14 protein-coding genes are annotated in these 17,689 nt (G+C 73.3%); 9 read left to right on the top strand and 5 right to left on the bottom strand.

What is annotated here, in order from left to right:
• Positions 1–12 precede the first annotated feature (12 nt).
• From WMF19_RS46970 to WMF19_RS46935, 8 genes are all read left to right on the top strand, one after another.
• Complete coding sequence (locus WMF19_RS46970) at positions 13–666, top strand: hypothetical protein (protein WP_437326019.1); 654 nt, start codon at positions 13–15, stop codon at positions 664–666.
• The gene (proB, locus tag WMF19_RS46965; protein ID WP_437326018.1) at positions 659–1,822 is read left to right on the top strand and encodes a glutamate 5-kinase; all 1,164 of its coding nucleotides are present in this window, start codon (positions 659–661) and stop codon (positions 1,820–1,822) included. The genes WMF19_RS46970 and proB overlap by 8 nt, the downstream gene beginning before the upstream one ends.
• A gap of 345 nt (positions 1,823–2,167) precedes the next feature.
• Positions 2,168–2,704, top strand: a complete 537-nt coding sequence (locus WMF19_RS46960; RefSeq protein ID WP_437896295.1) for a hypothetical protein — start codon at positions 2,168–2,170, stop codon at positions 2,702–2,704.
• Positions 2,705–3,027: 323 nt separating this feature from the next.
• A complete protein-coding gene (locus WMF19_RS46955; protein ID WP_437896294.1) occupies positions 3,028–3,855 on the top strand; it encodes a trypsin-like serine peptidase in 828 nt (275 codons plus the stop codon).
• A gap of 72 nt (positions 3,856–3,927) precedes the next feature.
• Positions 3,928–4,566 (top strand): signal peptidase I, encoded by a 639-nt coding sequence (gene lepB, locus WMF19_RS46950; protein ID WP_437896293.1) that lies wholly within the window; start codon positions 3,928–3,930, stop codon positions 4,564–4,566.
• 225 nt (positions 4,567–4,791) lie between these two features.
• Entirely contained in the window at positions 4,792–5,850 is a 1,059-nt protein-coding gene (locus tag WMF19_RS46945) for an FHA domain-containing protein (protein ID WP_437326014.1), read from the top strand.
• Between the two features lie 30 nt (positions 5,851–5,880).
• On the top strand, positions 5,881–7,662 hold the full coding sequence (locus WMF19_RS46940) for a DUF2169 family type VI secretion system accessory protein (protein ID WP_437896292.1): 1,782 nt from the start codon (positions 5,881–5,883) through the stop codon (positions 7,660–7,662).
• A gap of 27 nt (positions 7,663–7,689) precedes the next feature.
• Positions 7,690–8,241 carry a DUF3540 domain-containing protein gene (locus WMF19_RS46935; RefSeq protein ID WP_437896291.1) on the top strand — a complete coding sequence of 184 codons (552 nt, stop codon included), beginning with the start codon at positions 7,690–7,692 and terminating at the stop codon, positions 8,239–8,241.
• A 60-nt stretch (positions 8,242–8,301) separates the two neighbouring features.
• Here WMF19_RS46935 and WMF19_RS46930 read toward each other — a convergent pair whose 3' ends face one another.
• The 5 genes from WMF19_RS46930 to WMF19_RS46910 form a co-directional block, all read right to left on the bottom strand.
• Positions 8,302–8,868 carry a hypothetical protein gene (locus tag WMF19_RS46930; RefSeq protein ID WP_437896290.1) on the bottom strand — a complete coding sequence of 189 codons (567 nt, stop codon included), beginning with the start codon at positions 8,866–8,868 and terminating at the stop codon, positions 8,302–8,304.
• Between the two features lie 550 nt (positions 8,869–9,418).
• Positions 9,419–10,381 (bottom strand): S41 family peptidase, encoded by a 963-nt coding sequence (locus WMF19_RS46925; RefSeq protein WP_437896289.1) that lies wholly within the window; start codon positions 10,379–10,381, stop codon positions 9,419–9,421.
• A 19-nt stretch (positions 10,382–10,400) separates the two neighbouring features.
• Positions 10,401–12,140 (bottom strand): pentapeptide repeat-containing protein, encoded by a 1,740-nt coding sequence (locus WMF19_RS46920; RefSeq protein ID WP_437896288.1) that lies wholly within the window; start codon positions 12,138–12,140, stop codon positions 10,401–10,403.
• On the bottom strand, positions 12,137–14,374 hold the full coding sequence (locus WMF19_RS46915) for a pentapeptide repeat-containing protein (RefSeq protein WP_437896287.1): 2,238 nt from the start codon (positions 14,372–14,374) through the stop codon (positions 12,137–12,139). The genes WMF19_RS46920 and WMF19_RS46915 overlap by 4 nt, the downstream gene beginning before the upstream one ends.
• Positions 14,374–15,573 carry a hypothetical protein gene (locus WMF19_RS46910; RefSeq protein ID WP_437896286.1) on the bottom strand — a complete coding sequence of 400 codons (1,200 nt, stop codon included), beginning with the start codon at positions 15,571–15,573 and terminating at the stop codon, positions 14,374–14,376. The genes WMF19_RS46915 and WMF19_RS46910 overlap by 1 nt, the downstream gene beginning before the upstream one ends.
• A gap of 53 nt (positions 15,574–15,626) precedes the next feature.
• On the opposite strand from WMF19_RS46910, the gene tssI reads away from it, so the two are divergent.
• The gene (gene tssI / locus WMF19_RS46905; RefSeq protein ID WP_437896285.1) at positions 15,627–17,684 is read left to right on the top strand and encodes a type VI secretion system tip protein TssI/VgrG; all 2,058 of its coding nucleotides are present in this window, start codon (positions 15,627–15,629) and stop codon (positions 17,682–17,684) included.
• Positions 17,685–17,689 lie beyond the last annotated feature (5 nt).

The raw sequence follows: 17,689 nt of genomic DNA, 5'->3' as shown, positions 1-17,689 counted from the left end.
ACCGTGCGTCCGATGTCATCCGAACCCGCCGCGAACAAGCCGACCGCCGCTCAGGTCACCCCGGGCGGCCCGCCTCCCGGAGGTCGACTCGCCGTGCTCACCGCCTTCGCGGTGGGCGCCTCGTGGATCCCGGTCCCGGTGCTCCCCGCGCGCATGCTGCTGCGCATCCGCGGGGCCATCGTGCAGGACACCGTCGCCCGCCACGGCCTCAGCCTCACCACCGACGCGCGCGCGCTCCTCGTCGAGCCCGGCTCGGAGCAGACCCCGCTCCGCAAGGCCGCGCAGCTCGTCACGAAGGAGGTCCTCCGGCGGCTCAACCCGGCCCTGGCCCTCGCCGCGGCCGCGCGCGGCCTGGAGGTCTACGCCCTCGGCCACCTCCTGGACCGCTACATCACGCGCTTCCGCCGGAGCACCGCCGTGCGCGTCCACGCCGAGGAGGCGCGCTGGGTCCGCGACGCCGTCGATCGCGCCGTGCGCCGCGCGCTGTCCCCCTCCCTCCAGGCGAGCTTCACCGTCCTGCCGAGCGGCACCGAGGACCTGCGCGACGAGTTCACGCGCTGGATCGACGCCTTCCTGCTCGCGGGCGCCTCCGTCCCGGAGTACATCGAGCGCCGCCTCGACGCGGCGTTCGACGAGATCGCCGCCGCCGGCCTCCCCAATGACTGACACCGAGGACCGCACCGCCACGAAGGGCGGCGCCGCGGGCCGCCCCGCGGCCGACGCCGCGCCGGAGCTGGATCCGCAGGCCGCGCGCGCCGCGCTCCGGCGCTGCCGCCGCATCATCGTCAAGATCGGCTCGAAGAGCCTCTCCGGCGACGCCTGGGACCGGCTCGCCGCCGAGGTGGCCGCGCTCCGCGGCCGCTCCGGCCGGAGCCTCGTCATCGTGTCGAGCGGCGCCATCGCCCTCGGCGTGGCGAAGCTCGGGCTGAAGTCGCGCCCGAAGGACATGGCCTGGCTCCAGGCCGCCGCCGCCGCGGGCCAGAGCGTGCTGATGCAGCGCTACGAGGAGGCGTTCGGCAAGGTCGGCCTGCTCGTAGCGCAGGTGCTCCTCACGCACGCCGACCTCGCGGACCGCACGCGCACGAACAACGCGAGGAACGCCCTGGCCGCGCTGCTCGAGGCGGGCGCCATCCCGATCATCAACGAGAACGACGCCGTCGCGGTCGAGGAGATCAAGTTCGGCGACAACGACCAGCTCGCGGCGATGGTGACCCCGCTCTGCGAGGCCGATCTCCTCATCCTCCTCTCGGACGTCGAGGGCCTGCTCGACGGCGACGGGCGCCGGGTGCCGTTCGTGCGCAGCGTCGCCCGCGAGGCGCGGCACCTCGCGGGCGCGTCGACCTCCGGCGTCGGCACCGGCGGCATGGCCAGCAAGGTGGAGGCCGCCCGGCGCGCCACGCTCGCGGGCTCGCACGTGGTCATCGGCGCCGCCCGCGAGGCGGGCATCATCACGCGCATCGTCTCGGGCGAGGACGTCGGCACCCTCTTCGCCGCCGTCCCGCAGCGGCTCAGCGCGCGCAAGCACTGGATCGCGTACACGCTGCGCCCGCGCGGCGCCATCCTCGTCGACCGGGGCGCCGCCGAGGCGATCGGCTCGAAGAACCGGAGCATCCTCGCCGTCGGCGTCCTCGGCGTGCGCGGCACCTTCCTGCCCGGCGATGCCGTGGCCGTCGTCGACCCGGACGGCACCGAGATCGCGCGCGGGCTCGCGCGGATGTCCGCGAGCGACGCCGCGCGCACCGCGAGGAAGAAGCGCGAGGAGGCCGGTGATGACGACGTCGTCGTCCACCGCGACGACCTGGTGGTGCTCCCGAGCGAGTAGCCCCGCAGTCCCCGGCCGGGTGGGGGGTACCTTGGCCGAAGGTGGGATCTTTTGAACCGCCAAGTCGCCAGAAGACGCCAAGAAAAGCACGAGATCTTGGCGTCTTCTGGCGACTTGGCGGTTCCATCGCTCCGGAAGGGCGGGATGAGTACTCAGCCCCCTGGCCGCCCTGTAGGTGCGCCAGCCACCCGGCCGACCACGATGGCGCGCCGCTCGCGCTTCGCGGGAACCTTCGCGCCGCCCCGCTGTCGCTTGGGTTTACCGCATGTTACCGCACGCGACTGCCCGTCACCGCCGGCCGCCGCCGACGGCCGGGGGTCCCTGCCGGTTCCTGGAGGTCGGGTGATGCGCATCGGGTTGTTCGTCGCGAACGGCTTAATTCTCGCGGGGGTCGCCTGGACGATCGGGCTCGGGCCGAGCGTCCGGGCGGCGGAGCTCCTGCCGTCGCGCGCCGCGGCGGGGGCCGACGAGCTCGCGGCGCTCGAGGCCCGCTACGCCGAGGGCAGGACGCCGGCCAGCGTCACCGCGCTCGCCGCCGCCTACCTGGAGCGCGATCAGCCCGGGCTCGCCTCCTCGGCCCTCGACGCGGCGCCCGGCGATGTGCGCGCGCTCCCGGAGGCGGCGCACCTCTCGGCGCGGGCGCTCCTCCACCGAGGCCGCGTCCGGGACGCCCTCGCCGCGGCCGAGCAGGCGTCGGCGGGCTGCGCGGCCGGCGCCTGCCCCGCGTGGCTCGCGGCGAAGTCCGAGCACCAGCGCGCCTTCCTCGAGCAGCTCGTCGCCGCGGGCGTCGAGGATCCGCAGGTCGACGCGGCCGCCGCCCGCGCCGCGCTCGACGCCTACGCGCGCAGCGCGAGCCAGGTGCGCCTCGTCGCGGTGCGCTAGCGCGGCGCGGGGAACATCGACGCACGCGCGAACGTAAGCCCAGGCGTAAATGTACAAGGCAACTACAACAAGGCGGCTACAAGGCGGCTAGACGACGGGACGCCCGATGCGATCGGCGATCGTCGAGGCCGTATCCAAGCTTGGAAACCCTGTCGTTGTCGAATGACGGTCACCGTCTTATGTCGTAGCCTTTGGCATTGCTCGGCGCGTTCGTACCGGGGGCGCTGTCCGAGAGAACAACCGGTTGCGCTTGGGAGGGTCTCCCTCAGGTGGAACAGCCGCAAGCTCGCACGCTGGGCGCCCTTGCGACCGCAAGGTCAGGGTTGTACCGACGCGGCGCCGCCGTGGCGATCGCGCTCGCCCTCACCGTCGCCGCGGGCTGTGCGCGGCCGATCACCAACGCGGGGCTGCCGATCCCCGCGGCGAAGCCGGGCATGGAGCAGCGCCCGCTCGAGCTCCGGCCTCCGTTCGAGCTGGCGACGAACGAGGACGCGATCGTCCGGATCGTCACCGACGTGACGTGCACGGGGACGCTCATCACCGAGGACCTGGTGCTCACCGCGCACCACTGCGTCGCGGCGCGCGACGACAACGGCAGGACGCTGCGCCGCGATCAGGATCCCGAGGCGATCTCGATCGAGCTCGGGGGCGACCACCTGCCGTGGGGCGACGTGACGGTCCGCGCGGTGGTGTCGCCGGACTGCGGGTACACGTCGGGCGAGGGCGACATCGCCATCCTCGTGCTGTCGCGGCGCCTCGTCGGGATCCCGACCCTGCCGCCGCGGATCGAGGGTGAGCCGGTGTCCAGGGAGCAGGTGACGCCCTACGGCTTCGGCCGCTGCGCGCTCTCGCGCGACCCGATCCACCTCGCGCCGCGGCTGGGCGGCACGATCGACGCCGTGAACCCGGGGCAGTTCGTCGCGATCGCCTCGATCTGCCCCGGCGACTCGGGGGGGCCGGCGCGCAGCGATCGAGGCGGCGACGTCGTCGGCGTCATCTCGTCGAGCGTGATGGACGGTGACGAGCACACCACCGGGACCTCGTATTTCAGCCGCCTCGACGTGTGGCCCGAGCTGTTCTCCGCCGCCCGCGAGATCGCGGCGGGCGCGAGCCCGAGCGAGCTTCCGCCGTACCGGGGGTGCCTGCGTTGACGGCGCCGCCGCGCCTTCAAGCTGCGCTTGCCCGACGCCCGCGGCCGGAGCTGCGCTAGGCTGCGCCGCTGCATGCGGAAGCTGTTCAACGGGCTGCTCTGGATCCTGGGAACCCTGCTGTTGCTCGGCGTCGTGCTCCGCGCGCTCGTGCTCGACGTCTGGAAGGTGCCGAACGATCCGATGCTCGGCGCCTCGCTCGCGCCGAGCCTCGCCCCGGGCGACGTGGTCGTCGTGCTGACGCGGGGCACGCCCGGCTTCGGCGAGCTGGTGCGGTGCCCGGATCCCGAGGCCCCTGGCAGCCACATCGTCGGCCGGATCGCGGGCTTGCCGGGCGACAAGGTCGAGGTCGACCACACCGTCCTCCTCGTGAACGGGCAGAGCTACGACCCCGAGACGGCGTGCGCCGAGCCCAAGGTGAGCATCACCGACCCGGCCACGGGCAACCCGGTGCAGCTCTCGTGCGACATGGTGATGATGGGCCCCGGCCTCCACGCCCGGGCGACCGGGCGCAGGCCCCCGCTCGAGCGCCGCCACCGCGTCGAGGTCCGGCCCGACACGGTCTTCCTGCTGAGCGACAACCGGAGCTACCACGACGACTCGCGCGACTACGGCCTGCAGCCGCGCGCCGCGTGCAACCAGCGGATCGTCTTCCGGCTCTGGGGCGGCGCCGGCTGGAGCGACGACCGGCGCCGCTTCACCTTCGTGCGCTGAGCAGGGCCGGCCGTCGACCTGGCCGGCGCACCTCGAGCTTGACCCCTCCGCTGATCGACGTCTAGAACCGTGTCTCTCTCCACCCGGGTCGGGGATCGAGCGCCAGCAGCGGCCCGGGTTCCCGTCCTGGCTCGCTTCATCGGTCGGAGGTCCGCCACGGCGGCCTTCCACTGGCGCGGGTCGGAGAACCGCGATCCGCGGTCCTCCAATGCACCGAGGAGACGTTTGCACACCGAGCAGAACGAGATTGGCATCGTCTGTGGCCAGTGCGACCTGTGGAGCCCGATGGGCACCGCGCGTTGCCCTGAGTGCGCGAACGACTTGGCCCTGTTCACGCCGCGCCGGGCGAGCTCGACGACCACGCCGGCCCGGCGCTCCCCGACGCCCGCGGCCGGCAGCGCGGGCGCCCGGCTCGACCCGACGAGCGCGCGCGGTCAGGGCCGGGGCCCCAAGACCACCTCGTCCAAGAGCGAATTCGCCGAACTCTCCCAGGAGGAGCTGATGGAGCAAGCCCGTAACTACGTCTGCCGTTCCTGCTCGAGCGGTGTCCCCTCGGGCCACAAGTTCTGTGGGAGGTGCGGAACGGCGGTCCCGCCCGAGATCCTCAACGCGCAGACGCTGTTCTTCGGGGACATGCAGAACCCGGCGAAGGCGAAGCTGATCCTCATCCGCGGCGAGGGCATGGACGGCCTCTCGTTCCACCTCAAGGCGGAGCAGCACATCGTCGGCCGCAACGGGCAGCTCGTCTTCCCGGACGACCCGTTCGTCTCGCCGAAGCACGCGAACTTCTTCTACCGCGACGGCAAGCTGGTTGTGCGCGACGAGGGCTCGCTGAACGGCGTGTACATCCGCGTGCGCGGCACGATCGACATCACGCCGGGCGACACGTTCCTCGCGGGCGAGCAGCTCTTCCGGCTCGATCCGACGCCGCGCGCCTCCGACGGCCAGGATCCGGACGGGACCTTCTTCTACTCCTCGCCGAAGCACCCGAGCCCGTTCCGCCTCACGCAGGTGCTCCAGGGCGGCGCGGTCGGCATGACCGTCTGCGCGCGCGGCACCTCGCTGCAGATCGGGCGCGAGGGCGGCGACCTGAACTTCCCCGTCGACCTGTACATGTCGGGCTCGCACTGCCGGCTCGAGGAGCACAACGGCAAGTTCACGCTGACCGATCTCAACAGCCGCAACGGCACCTACGTGCGCATCAAGAGCGAGCGCGAGCTCGCCCACGGCGACTACCTCTTCATCGGCCGCAAGCTCCTGCGCGTCGAGCTCAACACGAACTGACGCTGGCCCGCGGGCGCGGCGCCCTCGCCCATGACCACCGCGCGTCCTGCCCTCGACGTCCTCCGCGCCGGCCCGGTCGCGGCGGGCGCGACGCTGTGGCGCAGCCGCGGCCAGCTCCATGTGACCCTCGTCGCCAAGGCCACGTTCGCGATGGTCCCCGGCGGCGAGGCGCGGCGGATCGAGCCGCTGGAGATCGTCCGGAGCGAGGTCTACACGCGGGGGAACCCGATGAAGCCGCTGCTCGCGGCGAGCGAGCTCGCGCCGTGGCTGGGGCGCGCCGAGGTGGTGCTCACCGGGCACGCGTGGGCGCCGGGCGGGGCGCCGCTCCGGCGGATGGCGGTGCGGCTCGCGCTCCTGCGCGCGGGGGCGGCGCTCGTGGACAAGAGCCTCGAGGTCGTGGGCGATCGGGCGGGCGGCGCGGCGGCGGTCGCGCTGCCCGAGCCGTTCGTGAAGATGCCGATCGAGTACCAGCGTGCGTATGGCGGCCCCGGGGAGCCGGAGAACCCGCTCGGCGTCGGCGCCGGCGAGGGCGGCGGCGCGCTGCCCAACCTGCTGCCGCCGGGCGGGGGGCGCGCGCCGGCGGGCCTCGGGCCGATCCCGCCGATCGTGCCGAGCCGGACGCGGCTGCTCCGCGGGCTCGCGCGCGCCGAGCTGGAGGGGATCGCGTCGATCCCGGACGATTTCGACTGGTCGTACTTCCAGTCCGCGCCTGCGGATCAGCGGTTCGATCGGGTGCTCGGCGGCGAGGAGATCGTGCTGGAGGGCCTGAGCCAGCACCATCCGACGCTGGCGACGCGCCTGCCGGCGCTGCGGGCGCTCGCGACGATCCTCCTGCCGAACGGCGCGGCGCGGTGGCTGCCGCTCGTGGGCGACACGCTGATCGTGCAGCCCGACGCCGAGCGCTGCGCGGTGGTGTTCCGCGGGAGCTTCCAGGTGGCCTCGGAGGAGGTGCTCCCGGCGCTGCGCGCCGCGGTGGGCGTGGAGGTGGGGGACGAGCCGGTGCCGTGGCCGGACCTCAGCGAGGCGCCTGCGGGCGCGCCGAGCGCGGCGGGCGCGGCCGCGGGGGAGAGCGCGAAGCGGACGGACTGGAGCTCCACGGTGCGGCTCGGCGAGGACGACGTCGTGGATGCGCCGGTGAGCGTCGCGGGCGGCGCGGTCAGGCGAGAGCCGGTGCGTGACGGGGCGCACCCGCTCGAGGGGACGTTCCCGCTCGATGACACGTTGCCTCCGGCGGGGGGCGGGGCGAGGCCGCGCGAGGCGCGCACGGTGCCCCTGCCGCCCGTGAGGGTCCGAGGCCCGGGCCAGGACGACGCGGTGAGCGCGCCGTTTCCGATCGCGCCTGCCGGGGCGCGTGGCGAGCGGGAGGGCGGCGAGCGCCCGAGCGCGCCGTGGGCGGCGGGCGGCGCGGCGGCGGTCCCGGCGATCGCGTCGCCGCTGGAGGGCACGATCGAGCTGAGCGAGCCGGAGGCCGCGCCTGCGCAGACGGCGCCATCGCCCGCGCAAGACGTCACGCCTGCGCCGACGCCCGTGGAGATCGCAACGCCTGCGCCTGCGCCAACGCTGGCCGCCGCGTCTGCATCTGCGCCAACGCAGGCCGCTGCGCCTGCACCTGCGCCCACGCAGGCCGCCGCACCTGCGCCGGTCGCCACGCCCGCGCCGGCGCGCGCCTCCGAGCCGTTGCCCGCGCCGGCGCGCGATCCCGAGGTCGAGCGCTCGCCCGAGCCGCGCGCGCCGGCCCCGGCGCCGTCCGCGCCGAAGCGAGAGCAGCCCACTCTCCTTGGCAGCCTGTACAAGCGCTTCCGCAAGGACTGAGCCGGAGCGAGGATGGAGGGACCAACCATGTCGGAGGGAGCCGTGGTTCGGGAGCGCGCCACGTCCGCGCGCGCCGAGGAGTACCTGGGGCCGGCGCACGTGCTGGAAGCCCGCGGCCAGACGGTGGTGATCGAGCTGCCGGACGGCGAGAGCGCAGAGGCGACGATGGCGCTGGCGCTCCCGTATGCGCCGGCGGTGGGCGACGTGCTCCTCGTGATCGGCCGGGGCGCGCGCTTCTATGTCATCGGCGTCCTGCACGGGACCGGCAAGGTGACGCTGGAGCTCCAAGGCGACGTCGACGTCCGGGCCGCGGGCGGGGCGCTGCGGCTCTCCGGGGACCGGGGGGTGGAGCTCCGGGGGCCTGAGGTGGACCTGCACGGCGACAAGGTGCGGGTGTTCGCCGGGACGCTGGTGCAGAAGGCGGCGTCGCTCGTCCAGCGCGTGACCGACCTGTTCAGCCTGCACGCGCGGGAGAGCCACACGGTGGTGGACGGGTCGGCGACGACGAAGGCGAAGAGCGCGACGGTGCTGACCGAAGAGACGATGACGATCAACGGGAAGGAGATCCACCTGGGGTAGCTGGAGGGCATGGAGCCATCGAGTCACCAGGGGTCTCAGGGGCTGCGGCCACGGATCTCATCAATAGGGAGGGCCTTTCGGCCCTTTCTTCCAGACGTAGTCGTTACCGTGAATCCGCTTGCTGGCCACGTCAATCACGTACGGCGTGACGGTGCCATCGGGCTGCTGGCGGTATTCGAACAGAATGCCCCCCGATCCGCCGTTGATGTGGCTGTGATACCTCATCCCTGTTCTGGTGCCCTTGATGTGCTCATCTTTGAGGTATCCATTCCGCAGGTTGTTCAGAATCACCCTGTTCTCCGGGGTGTCGGTGATATCGGCTTCGCGGAGACCTGCCGCGTATTGCACCGGGTTGAAATCCCAGGTGTCGCGGTTGTCAGGCTTGAAGCGATCGAGCCTGGCCGATACCGCGTTCAGGCGTGCGTGAGCATCGTGCTCCTGCTGGGCGAGCTCGATCTGCAGCCTCTCGAGGTCCGCCCTGGTCCTCGCCTGTTGAGCTCCCCAGAAGTAGTGGTCTGTACCTGCGAATGGCCTGAGCCTTCCGAGCATATGCGTCGCCCAGCGGTTCAGATTGGCGTCAGGGGAGTTTGATGCAATCGTGAGAGCACTGATCAGTTGCTTGGCCATTCGGGACAGAGCGTGATGCTCGTGCTCTTCCGCGGTGGGAGCGGGTGCCGGAGTCGGGGCCGGGGCCGGAGTCGGGGCCGGGGCCGGAGTCGGGGCCGGAGCCGGAGTCGGGGCCGGAGCCGGGGCCGGGGCCGGAGTCGGGGCCGGGGCCGGAGTCGGGGCCGGAGTCGGAGTCGGGGCCGGAGTCGGGGCCGGGGCCGGAGTCGGGGCCGGAGTCGGGGCCGGAGTCGGGGCCGGAGTCGGAGTCGGGGCCGGGGCCGGGGCCGGAGTCGGGGCCGACGTCGGTGTCGTCGTGGTGGCTCCCCCGCCCCAGTACCATCGGGCCAATGCTGCTCCTACGACCCCGCCTACCGCGAAGCCCACGCCCGCGCCGATGGGGCCGCCGAACATTGCCCCGGCGACCGCCAGGGCGGTCGCGGGGGCCACGGTCGCCGTCGTCTGCCCCGAAGGGAGGTGAGCGGTGACCGAATTGACGATGGTAGCAGCGTTTCCTCCACCGCCCGTCGCTCCGTTGCGCGGGATCGATGTACCGCCGGGGCTCGTTTCCTTGTTACGCCTCACGGCTCCCCCCCGCGGTCCCCACGTCGCGCCCCGGTCTCACCCCCACCCCCTGCACCTCCGCCCCGCCCGGCAGCGTCACCCGCACCGCCGCGGCCATCCGCGCGCCCTCCTCGCCCGCGCACAGCGCGAGCCCGACCGCCTTGCCGTACGTCCTCTCCCCCGCGATCCCCGCCCGCCCGTGCGCCTTCAGGCACCCCGCGAACAGCTCCGCCGCCGACGCCGTCCCGCGGTTCACCAGGACCGTCACCGGCACCGGATACGGCTCCTCCTGCCGCGAGCGATAGACCACCTCGTCCCCGTCGCCGTCCGTCACCGTCGCCACGACGCTCCCCGCCGGCAGGAAATCCCCCGCGAGCTCCACGAACGCCCGCAGCTCTCCTCCGGGGTTGTCCCGTAAATCGATGACCAGCTCCCGCATCCCCTCCGCCTGGAGCGCGCGTATCGCCCGGTACACCAAGGCCGGCACGTCCAGCGAGAACACCCGGATCCGGATCACCCCGATCCCATCGCTCAACAGCGCATGCGCCACGTTCCCCGCGCCCGGGAGCACCTCCTCAGGCGCCGCCGCGCACGTGTAGAACACGTTCACCGCGCTCGGCACCAGCACCGCGCCCACCGCGTTGTTCCCGGCGTTCCCGGTCGTGGGACAGGTGAGGTTGATCGCCGGCAGCCCCTCGATGATGACCTTGGAATTGCCGGCCACATACGCCCCGACATCCATGTAGAGCGGGTGCGCCACCCCGGGCTCCATCCCGAAGGTCATCGGGATGGTCGTGCCGAGGTTCAGCGCGTTCATCATCGATACCTTCACCTTCACCGAGAAATTCACCGCCATCGCGTTGAGCGCGAAGTTCGGGTACGGAATCGGCACCACCACCGGCCCCACCGGCGTCAGGCACACGTCCGGAAACCCGATGTTCATCCCGGCGCCGTTGTTGCTCGCAGGCAGCACGCGTCCGCTCCTTTCGCTCTTATCGGGGCGGCCGCGGGGGCGTGTACGCCTCCGCCTCCAGCCGATCGACGTCCGTCCGGCGCGCGCCGAGCAGCCTCGCGCCGGAGAAGCGCGCGCCCTTGTCGTGGAGGGCGTGCAGGTTGGCGCCGCCGAGATCGGCCTCGCTGAAGTCGGCCTCCTCGACCCGCGCGTGCGACAGATTGGCGCGCTCGAGGCGCGCCGAGAGGAAGAGCGCGCCGCGGGCCTCGGCATGATCGAGCATCGACTCGCGCAGATCCGCGGCGGCGAGGTTCGCGCCGTCGAGGTCCGCCCGGGTAAACGTGGCGTACCGGAGCATCGCCCGCGAGAGCTTCGCCCCGCGCAGCGAGGCGCCGCCGAAATAGGCGGCCTTCGCCACGACATTCGGCAGGCTCGCGCCGTCCAGCGCGGCCTCGCGGAGCCTGGCTTGCGTCAGGATGGATCCCTCGAAATCGGCGCCGCGCAGGTTCGCCTTCGAGAAATCGCTGCCCATGAAATCGCAGTCGCGGAGGCTCATCCGCTCGAGGTTCGCCTCCATGAAGGCGCAGCGGTGCACCGTGAGGCCGGCGAAGGAGACGGCGCGAAGATCCACGCCGGTGAAATCGACGCGATCGAAGATCGTCTTGCCGAGCACGGCGCCCTCCAGCGCGGCTCCGCGGAGGAGCGCCTGCTGGAGCACCGCGCGCGTCAGGTTCGCGCGCGCGAGCCGCGCCCGGTCGAGGATGCAGCGGATGAGGCGCGCGGCCGTGAGATCGGCCCCCTCGAGATCGGCCTCGATGAGGATCACCGACTCCAGATCGCGGCCCGAGAGGTCCACGCCGCGGAGGATCGAGCGCGAGAGGTCGCAGCCGAGGAGGCTCGCGCCCCGGAGGTCCGCGCCCGTGAGATCGCAGTCCGAGAGGATCGAGCGCTCGAGGCGGGCGCCGCGAAGGCTCGCGCCGCGCAGGTCGGCGCCGCGCAGCGAGCAGAGGGAGAGATCCGCGCCAGAGAGGTCGAGGCCGGAGAGATCCGCGCCCGTGAGGTCCGTCCCGGCGAGGTCCTTGCCCGCGAGCTCGGGTCGGCCGAGCTTTGCCTCGTCGAGGACCACGCCGTGCATGCGCTTCGGGAAGCGGACGCCGCGCAGGTCCGCCTTGACGAAGACCGCGCGGTCGAGCTCCGCGCCGTCGAGGTCCGCGCCGGTGAGATCGGCCCCCACGAAGGCGCCGGCCTCGACGCGGGCGCGGGAGAGGCGCGCGCGGCCGAGGTTCGCGCGGGTGAAGGAGGAGCGCGCGATGCGGGCCTCCGTGAGATCCGCGCCCTCGAGGTTCGCGAGGTCGAGGCGCGAGCCCTCGATCGTCGCGCCGGCGAGCCGGGCGCCGGACCAGTCCGAGCCCACGGCCTCGACCTCGGTGAGCGTCGCGCCGGAGAGATCGGCGCGGGCGAGGCGCTGGTACGAGAGCTTCGCGCGGGCGAGCCGCGCGCCGGCGAGGCGCGCGCCCTCGAGGTTCGAGCCGAGCACGAGCGCGCCGTCCAGCGCGCAGCCCGCGAGGTCCGCGTCGCGGAGGTCGCACTCGACGAAGTGCGCGCCCGAGAGGGTGCTGCCCGCGAGCCGCACGCCGCGCAGGCTGGCGCGAAGGAACCGGGCGCGAGCGAGATCGAGGTTCGTGAGATCCAGGCCTCGGAGGTCGAGGCCATCGAGGCGGGCGCCCTGGAGCGGCGCGCCGGCGCGGATGCGGTCGAGGAGCTCCTCGACGCTCTTCACGCGCCCTCCAGGCTGGAGCGCCGCAGGTTCGCCCCCTTGAAATCGCAGCCGGCGGCGCTCGCGCCCTCGAGGCGGGCGCCGTACAGGCTGGCCCCGGCGAAGGAGGCGCCGTCGAGGCGCGCCTTGCAGAGGTCGGCGCCGAAGAGATCGGCCTGCGCGAGGTCGGCGCGCTCCAGGGAGGCGCGGTAGAAGCGGCTCCCGCGCAGGACCGCGCACGCGAAGCGAGCGCCCCGGGCCGAGGCCCACGAGAGGTGCGCCCGCGGGAGGGACGCATACCGGAGGTCGGCGCCGTCGAGCTTCGCCCGGAGCAGCGCCGCGCCCTCGCCGCGCGCTTCCACGAGCGTCGCGCGCTCGAGATCGGCGTCGGCGAAGCTCGTGCGCGGCAGGGACGCGCCCGTGAGATCCGCGTCCGTCGCGGAGGACCCGGCGCACATGCACCCGACGAGCGACGCGCCTCGCAAGGAGGCCCGATCGAGCTTCGCCCCCTGGAGCACGGCGCCGTCGAGGTGGAGCTCCTCCCCGTCGATCTCGCGGAGATCGGCCGCGTCGAGCAGCGCGCCGCGCCCCCGCGCCCTCGCCAGGCGGGCGCGGGCGAGATCGGCGCGGGTGAAGATGGCCTGGTCGAGCGTCGCGCCGCGCAGATCGGCGCCCGCGGCGCGCGCGCCGGTGAGGTTCGCCTGGGAGAGGTCGGCGCCCTCGAGCGCGGCGCCCTCGAGGTTCGCCTCGAACAGCACGGCCCGCGAGAGATCCGCGTTCGAGAGGTTCGTCCCCGAGAGGTTCGCCCCCGAGAGGAGCGCGCCGGAGAGCTTCGCCCCGGAGAGGTCGCGGCCCGAGAGGTCCTGCCCGGAGAGATCGCGCCCCGAGAGGTCGGCGCCGGGACCGGGCTCGGGCGGCGGCGCCGCGGCCTCGCCGGGGAGCCGGTAGCCGGGGACGATCTCGCGGAGGCGGGCGTCGCGGAGCAGCGCGTCGAGGCGCTCGACGCCCTCGAGCTCCGTCCCGCGCGCGGCCGCGTCCCGGCGGAGCTTCTCGACGCGCGCGACGAGCGCGTCGAGCGCGCCGCCCATGGGGACGCGCGGCGTGCCGGCGGGCGTGGCCGGGAGGTACGCGGCCTGCCGCTGCGCCGGGAGCCGCGCGAGCGCCTGCGCGATGGTGCGCTCGAGGTCGACGCCCTCGGGGGTGCGCAGGGCCCGGAGCTTCGCGACGAGCTGCCGCACGCGGTCCTGCTCCGGCGCGTGCAGGCCGCCGAGCCGCTCGGCGAGGAGCTTCGATACCGGATCCGCCTCGTCCGCGGCGGCGCGCGGCGGCCGCGGCGCGCCGTCGCGGACGAGGTCGTAGGCGTCGCGCACCTCCGGCGGGAGATCCTCGAGGCCGCGCGGATCGCGGGCGAGCTGGGCGAGCTGCTCCCGGTACTTGTCGAGCGGCAGCGGCGCATCCGAGAGCGGCTCGGCGGCGATGACGACGGCGCGCACGTCGGCGAGATCGTCCTCGGCCACCTCGGCGTGGCCGCGCCAGGTCAGGGTCACGAGGCCCGCGTCCGGCTCGACGAAGAGCGTGTCGAGGCTCATGCGGGCGTCCTGCACGCGGCCCTGGGCGTCCTCGACGACCGCGCGGATCCGGAGGCCTGGCAGGCGGAAGGAGGCGGTCTGCGCGGCGGGGTGGAGGTTCAAGAGCGTGACCTCCTCGTCGCCGCGCAGGTGGCCGGCGAGGCGCTGATCCGGCGGGGCGGCCTGGAAATAGGCCCAGTCGAAGTCTTCGGCGTACCACGGGGCGCGGGTCTTCCTGTACGAGGGGCCGTATTCTTTGCCGAGCATCCGGCGGTGCTCGGGCGAGTCCGGGTGGATCGGCCCGAAGGGCGCGGGCACCAGGCGGCCCTCGCGCGGCGCCGGGACGAGCAGCGATTTCGACCAGCTCCCGACCGCGAAGCCCACGGGGTGCTCGCGCTGCGGCTCGCCGGGAGGCGGGTGGCAGGCGCCGCGGAGCAGGAGATCCGCGGCCGGCTTCCAGTCGGCGAAATCGCCGGGGTACGTGCGCTCGCCGTCGCGCTCGCCGTCGCCTCCCTCGAAGGTCTCGGCGGTCAGCGCCCCCTGCGCGAGCTGCCCTTCCAGCGGCGCGAGCGGCTCGCCGAGGCGGAGCGAGAACCGTCCGCGGACGACGAGGACCACCTCGGGCTGCGGCGGCCTCCGCGAGCAGACCTTGGCGCCGAAGGGGAAGGGCGTGAGGTTTTTGGTCTGCATCAGAACAGGTTGATGACGCCGGACATCAGGTTGTACGCCCCGGTGCTCACCGACTCGGCCGACGAGACGCTCGCGCAGATGTTCTTCACGTTGGTGCGGAAGTCGGAGAGCTCCTGCCGGTTGGTCAGGTTGAGCTCGGCCTTGGGGCCCATGTTGATCGAGACCCCCGCCGTGAGCGAGACCTCGAGCATGGCCGCGATCGTCAGCTCGACAAGGCCACCGATCGTGACCTCCTCGGTGGCGCCGACGGTGATCGACGCCGCATTGCCGATGGTGACGTCGCTCGTACTGCCGATGGTGACCGACTGGACCTCGCCGATGGTCGTGTCCGACACGAGCGAGGCGGTCGTCGTGCTGGACACGGTGCTCGCGGCGGTCTCGTCGCTGATCGACGTGGCGCTCGTCGTGCTGGAGATCGTCTGCGCGGTTGTCTCGTCGCGGATCGCGGTCGCCGTCGTCTTGCTGGCGATCTGGTCGGCCCAGGTCTCGTCGGAGATCAGCGGCACAGGGCAGGCCGCCGAGCCGGTGTACGACTCGATCCGCTGCGCCCAGGTGGAGCTCAGGCAGGTGGGGTTCGGTCGCTCGGCCGTGGGGGCCTCGGAGCCCGTGATGCTGGTTTGCTTGTTGCCATAGAAGCGATCGAACGTGTCGCCGTGATAGGTGGTGTCGACGTCGCCCTTCTCGGTCTTCTCGGTGACCTTCCAGGTGCCGTTGTAGTTCTGGACCCATTCGATGGTGGTGGCGGCGGTCCAGAGATCGGTGGCGTCCTGGATATGGCCGCCGGAGACGTCCCAGCCGGCGGTGTCCTCCTGCCGGCCGAGGACGAGCATGCGGTAATTGCCCTTGATGACCTCGACCTTGTCGCCGCGCGTGGTGGTGATGCGGTTGCCGTCGGAGTGGTCGCGCCAGCCGCCCTTGGTGTGGAGCTTTGCTGTCTCGGCCTGCCGCTCGGCCTCGGGGATGAAATCGGGGCAGCCGTCGCGCTTGCGGGTGTCGTCGATGAACGAGGTCACCCGGGCGGCGAGGTCCTCGCCGGTCGCCCTCGGCGCGCCCGGGTTGGCGGCGAGGCTCGGGTCCTTGACCGCGCCGAGGCGGAGATACGAGCCCATCGCCTCGGCGTCGGACGCCGCGTCGTTGAAATTCGGGACCTCGATGAGGAGGTATTTCCCGTTGATACCCTCACCCTCGCGCGTACCCATGCGTGCCTCCGCGTCGGGTACAGTACCAGGCGAGCCGCGGAGGAGGCGCGACGATGAACCGAGAGCCGACGGAACCCCTGAGGTGCAGCGAGCCGTCCCCACCCACCGCCGCGCCGCCGTGCGGTGAGCCCACGGCCGCGACGGCGCACCGCGCGCCCACCGGCGTGACGATGGCCGCGGGGTCCCCCGCCGCGCGCATCCGCGAGGCCCCCGACGCAGGGCCCCCGTGCAGCGAGCCCATCACCCGCGCGGCGTGCGCTGAGAGCCCGGAGGAGGCGGCCGGGCCGGATGATGCCCCGCCAGCGCCGTCTCCGGACGATCGAGAGCTCCTCGAAGCGCCGGTGCAGGCGAGCGCCGGAGGGCCTCGCGAGGGGCCGTCATCGCCGCTGCGGGCGAGCGCCGGAGGGCCGCGGGGAGCGCCGCCGTTGCGCCCGGGGGCGACCGCCGGAGGGCCGCGGGAAGCGCCGCCGTTGCGCCCGGGGGCGACCGCCGGAGGGGTGCGGGAGCTCCCGCCGTCCCAGGGCGGCCCAGGGGCGCCCGATCACCTGCCGTTCCGCGATCTCGGCGCGGCGGGATCGGCGCTGCGCCCGCCGCGCACGGCGCCGATGGAAGCGCTTCAAGAGGCGAAGGCCGCGCTCCGGGACCGGGCACGGCAGGCGCCGATCCTGCGGCTCGACTCCGACGATTTCTCCTGCGACCTCGTCCGGGTGCGCGGGGTGCACGGCAAAGAGGCCATCGGCCAGCTCTTCTCGTACGACATCGACGTCGTGTGCAGCGACGGCGCCGAGCTCTCGATCGACCAGGTGCTGGGGGCGACGGCGGCGCTCGTGTTCGAGGTCCAGGGCGCGGACGAGCGGACCGTGCACGGCATGATCGCCGAGGTCGAGGACCGGCACGAGACGGAGACCGCTTTCCGCTCCTACCGGCTCCGGCTCGCGCCGCGGGCGTTCCGCGCGACGCTCGTGGAGCTCCAGCAGGTCTTCCTCGACATCAGCGTGCCAAAGCTCATCCAGCACAAGCTCGCGATGGTGGGGCTCGGGCCCGAGGACGTGGTGATGCGCCTCTACCGCGATCACCCCGAGCGGGAGATGATCGTCCAGTACAAGGAGACGGATCTGGCCTTCATCTCGCGGCTCGCCGAGCACCTCGGGATCTCGTTCTTCTTCGAGCACGAGTCGGGCCGCGACGTGATGGTGTTCACCGACGAGCCGACGGGCTTCCAGCCGCTGCCAGGGGGCGACGCGGTGATGTTCCGGCCGCGGGGCGAGCGGCGCGACATGTTCGAGCTCAGGGAGCAGGCCAGGGCCTTCCCCGCGACGTACGTCATGCAGGAGTACAATTACCGGACGCCACGGCTCGACATGACGGCAGCGCACGAGTCGCCGGCGGGCCTCGGGGGCGGCGTCGTCGAGTACGGCGCCCACCACAAGACGCCGGAGGAGGGCCAGCAGCTGGCGCAGATCCGCGCGGAGGAGCGGGCCTCGTCGAGCCGCTATTTCGAGTGCCAGAGCGACGAGCTCCGGCTGATCCCCGGGGCCGTCTTCGCGCTCGAGGGCCACCCGCGGCTCGACGGCGAGCGGTTCCTGGCCGTCGAGGTGGAGCACCGCGCGGTGCAGCCGGTGGCCATCGAGGGCGGGGCCGGCGGCGAGCAGGAGTACGTCAACCGCGCGCGCCTGGTGCGCGCCGGGCAGGCCTACCGCCCGCCGCGGACGGCGCCGCGGCCGAAGATCCACGGGGTGGTGACGGCGCTGGTGGAGCCGCTCCCGGAAGGCGAGATCGGGGAGGTCTCGCCGATCGACGAGCAGGGGCGCTACCGGGTGCGCTTCCACTTCGACGCCGGGGATCCCGCCTCGCGCGCGTTCCCCTCGCGGCTCGTGCGGATGATCCAGCCGCACGCCGGGCCCAACTACGGCATCCATTTCCCGCTCAAGCCCGGCATCGAGGTGCTGATGGTCTTCGTCGACGGCGACCCCGACCGGCCGATGATCGTGGGCGCCGCGCCCAACCCGATCACGCCGTCCCCGGTCACCCGGGAGGTGAACCTGATGCACCGGATCGAGACGTCGACCGGCATCCTGATCGAGATGCGGGACTGCCCGCCGCGCGGGTGACGCGG

Origin of the sequence: Sorangium sp. So ce124, from assembly GCF_051525235.1 — a bacterium.
Classification (GTDB): domain Bacteria; phylum Myxococcota_A; class Polyangia; order Polyangiales; family Polyangiaceae; genus Sorangium; species Sorangium atrum.
The sequence above is the reverse complement of the archived record's forward strand: the minus strand, read 5'-3'. Positions and strand labels throughout refer to the sequence as shown.

What these genes read in the sequence shown, in the direction of transcription:
- WMF19_RS46970 (WP_437326019.1), top strand. Translation starts at nt 13, where the DNA reads ATGTCATCCGAACCCGCCGCGAACAAGCCGACCGCCGCTCAGGTCACC.
- proB (WP_437326018.1), top strand. Translation starts at nt 659, where the DNA reads ATGACTGACACCGAGGACCGCACCGCCACGAAGGGCGGCGCCGCGGGC.
- WMF19_RS46960 (WP_437896295.1), top strand. Translation starts at nt 2,168, where the DNA reads ATGCGCATCGGGTTGTTCGTCGCGAACGGCTTAATTCTCGCGGGGGTC.
- lepB (WP_437896293.1), top strand. Translation starts at nt 3,928, where the DNA reads ATGCGGAAGCTGTTCAACGGGCTGCTCTGGATCCTGGGAACCCTGCTG.
- WMF19_RS46940 (WP_437896292.1), top strand. Translation starts at nt 5,881, where the DNA reads ATGACCACCGCGCGTCCTGCCCTCGACGTCCTCCGCGCCGGCCCGGTC.
- WMF19_RS46935 (WP_437896291.1), top strand. Translation starts at nt 7,690, where the DNA reads ATGTCGGAGGGAGCCGTGGTTCGGGAGCGCGCCACGTCCGCGCGCGCC.
- WMF19_RS46930 (WP_437896290.1), bottom strand. Translation starts at nt 8,868, where the DNA reads ATGGCCAAGCAACTGATCAGTGCTCTCACGATTGCATCAAACTCCCCT.
- WMF19_RS46915 (WP_437896287.1), bottom strand. Translation starts at nt 14,374, where the DNA reads ATGCAGACCAAAAACCTCACGCCCTTCCCCTTCGGCGCCAAGGTCTGC.
- WMF19_RS46910 (WP_437896286.1), bottom strand. Translation starts at nt 15,573, where the DNA reads ATGGGTACGCGCGAGGGTGAGGGTATCAACGGGAAATACCTCCTCATC.
- tssI (WP_437896285.1), top strand. Translation starts at nt 15,627, where the DNA reads ATGAACCGAGAGCCGACGGAACCCCTGAGGTGCAGCGAGCCGTCCCCA.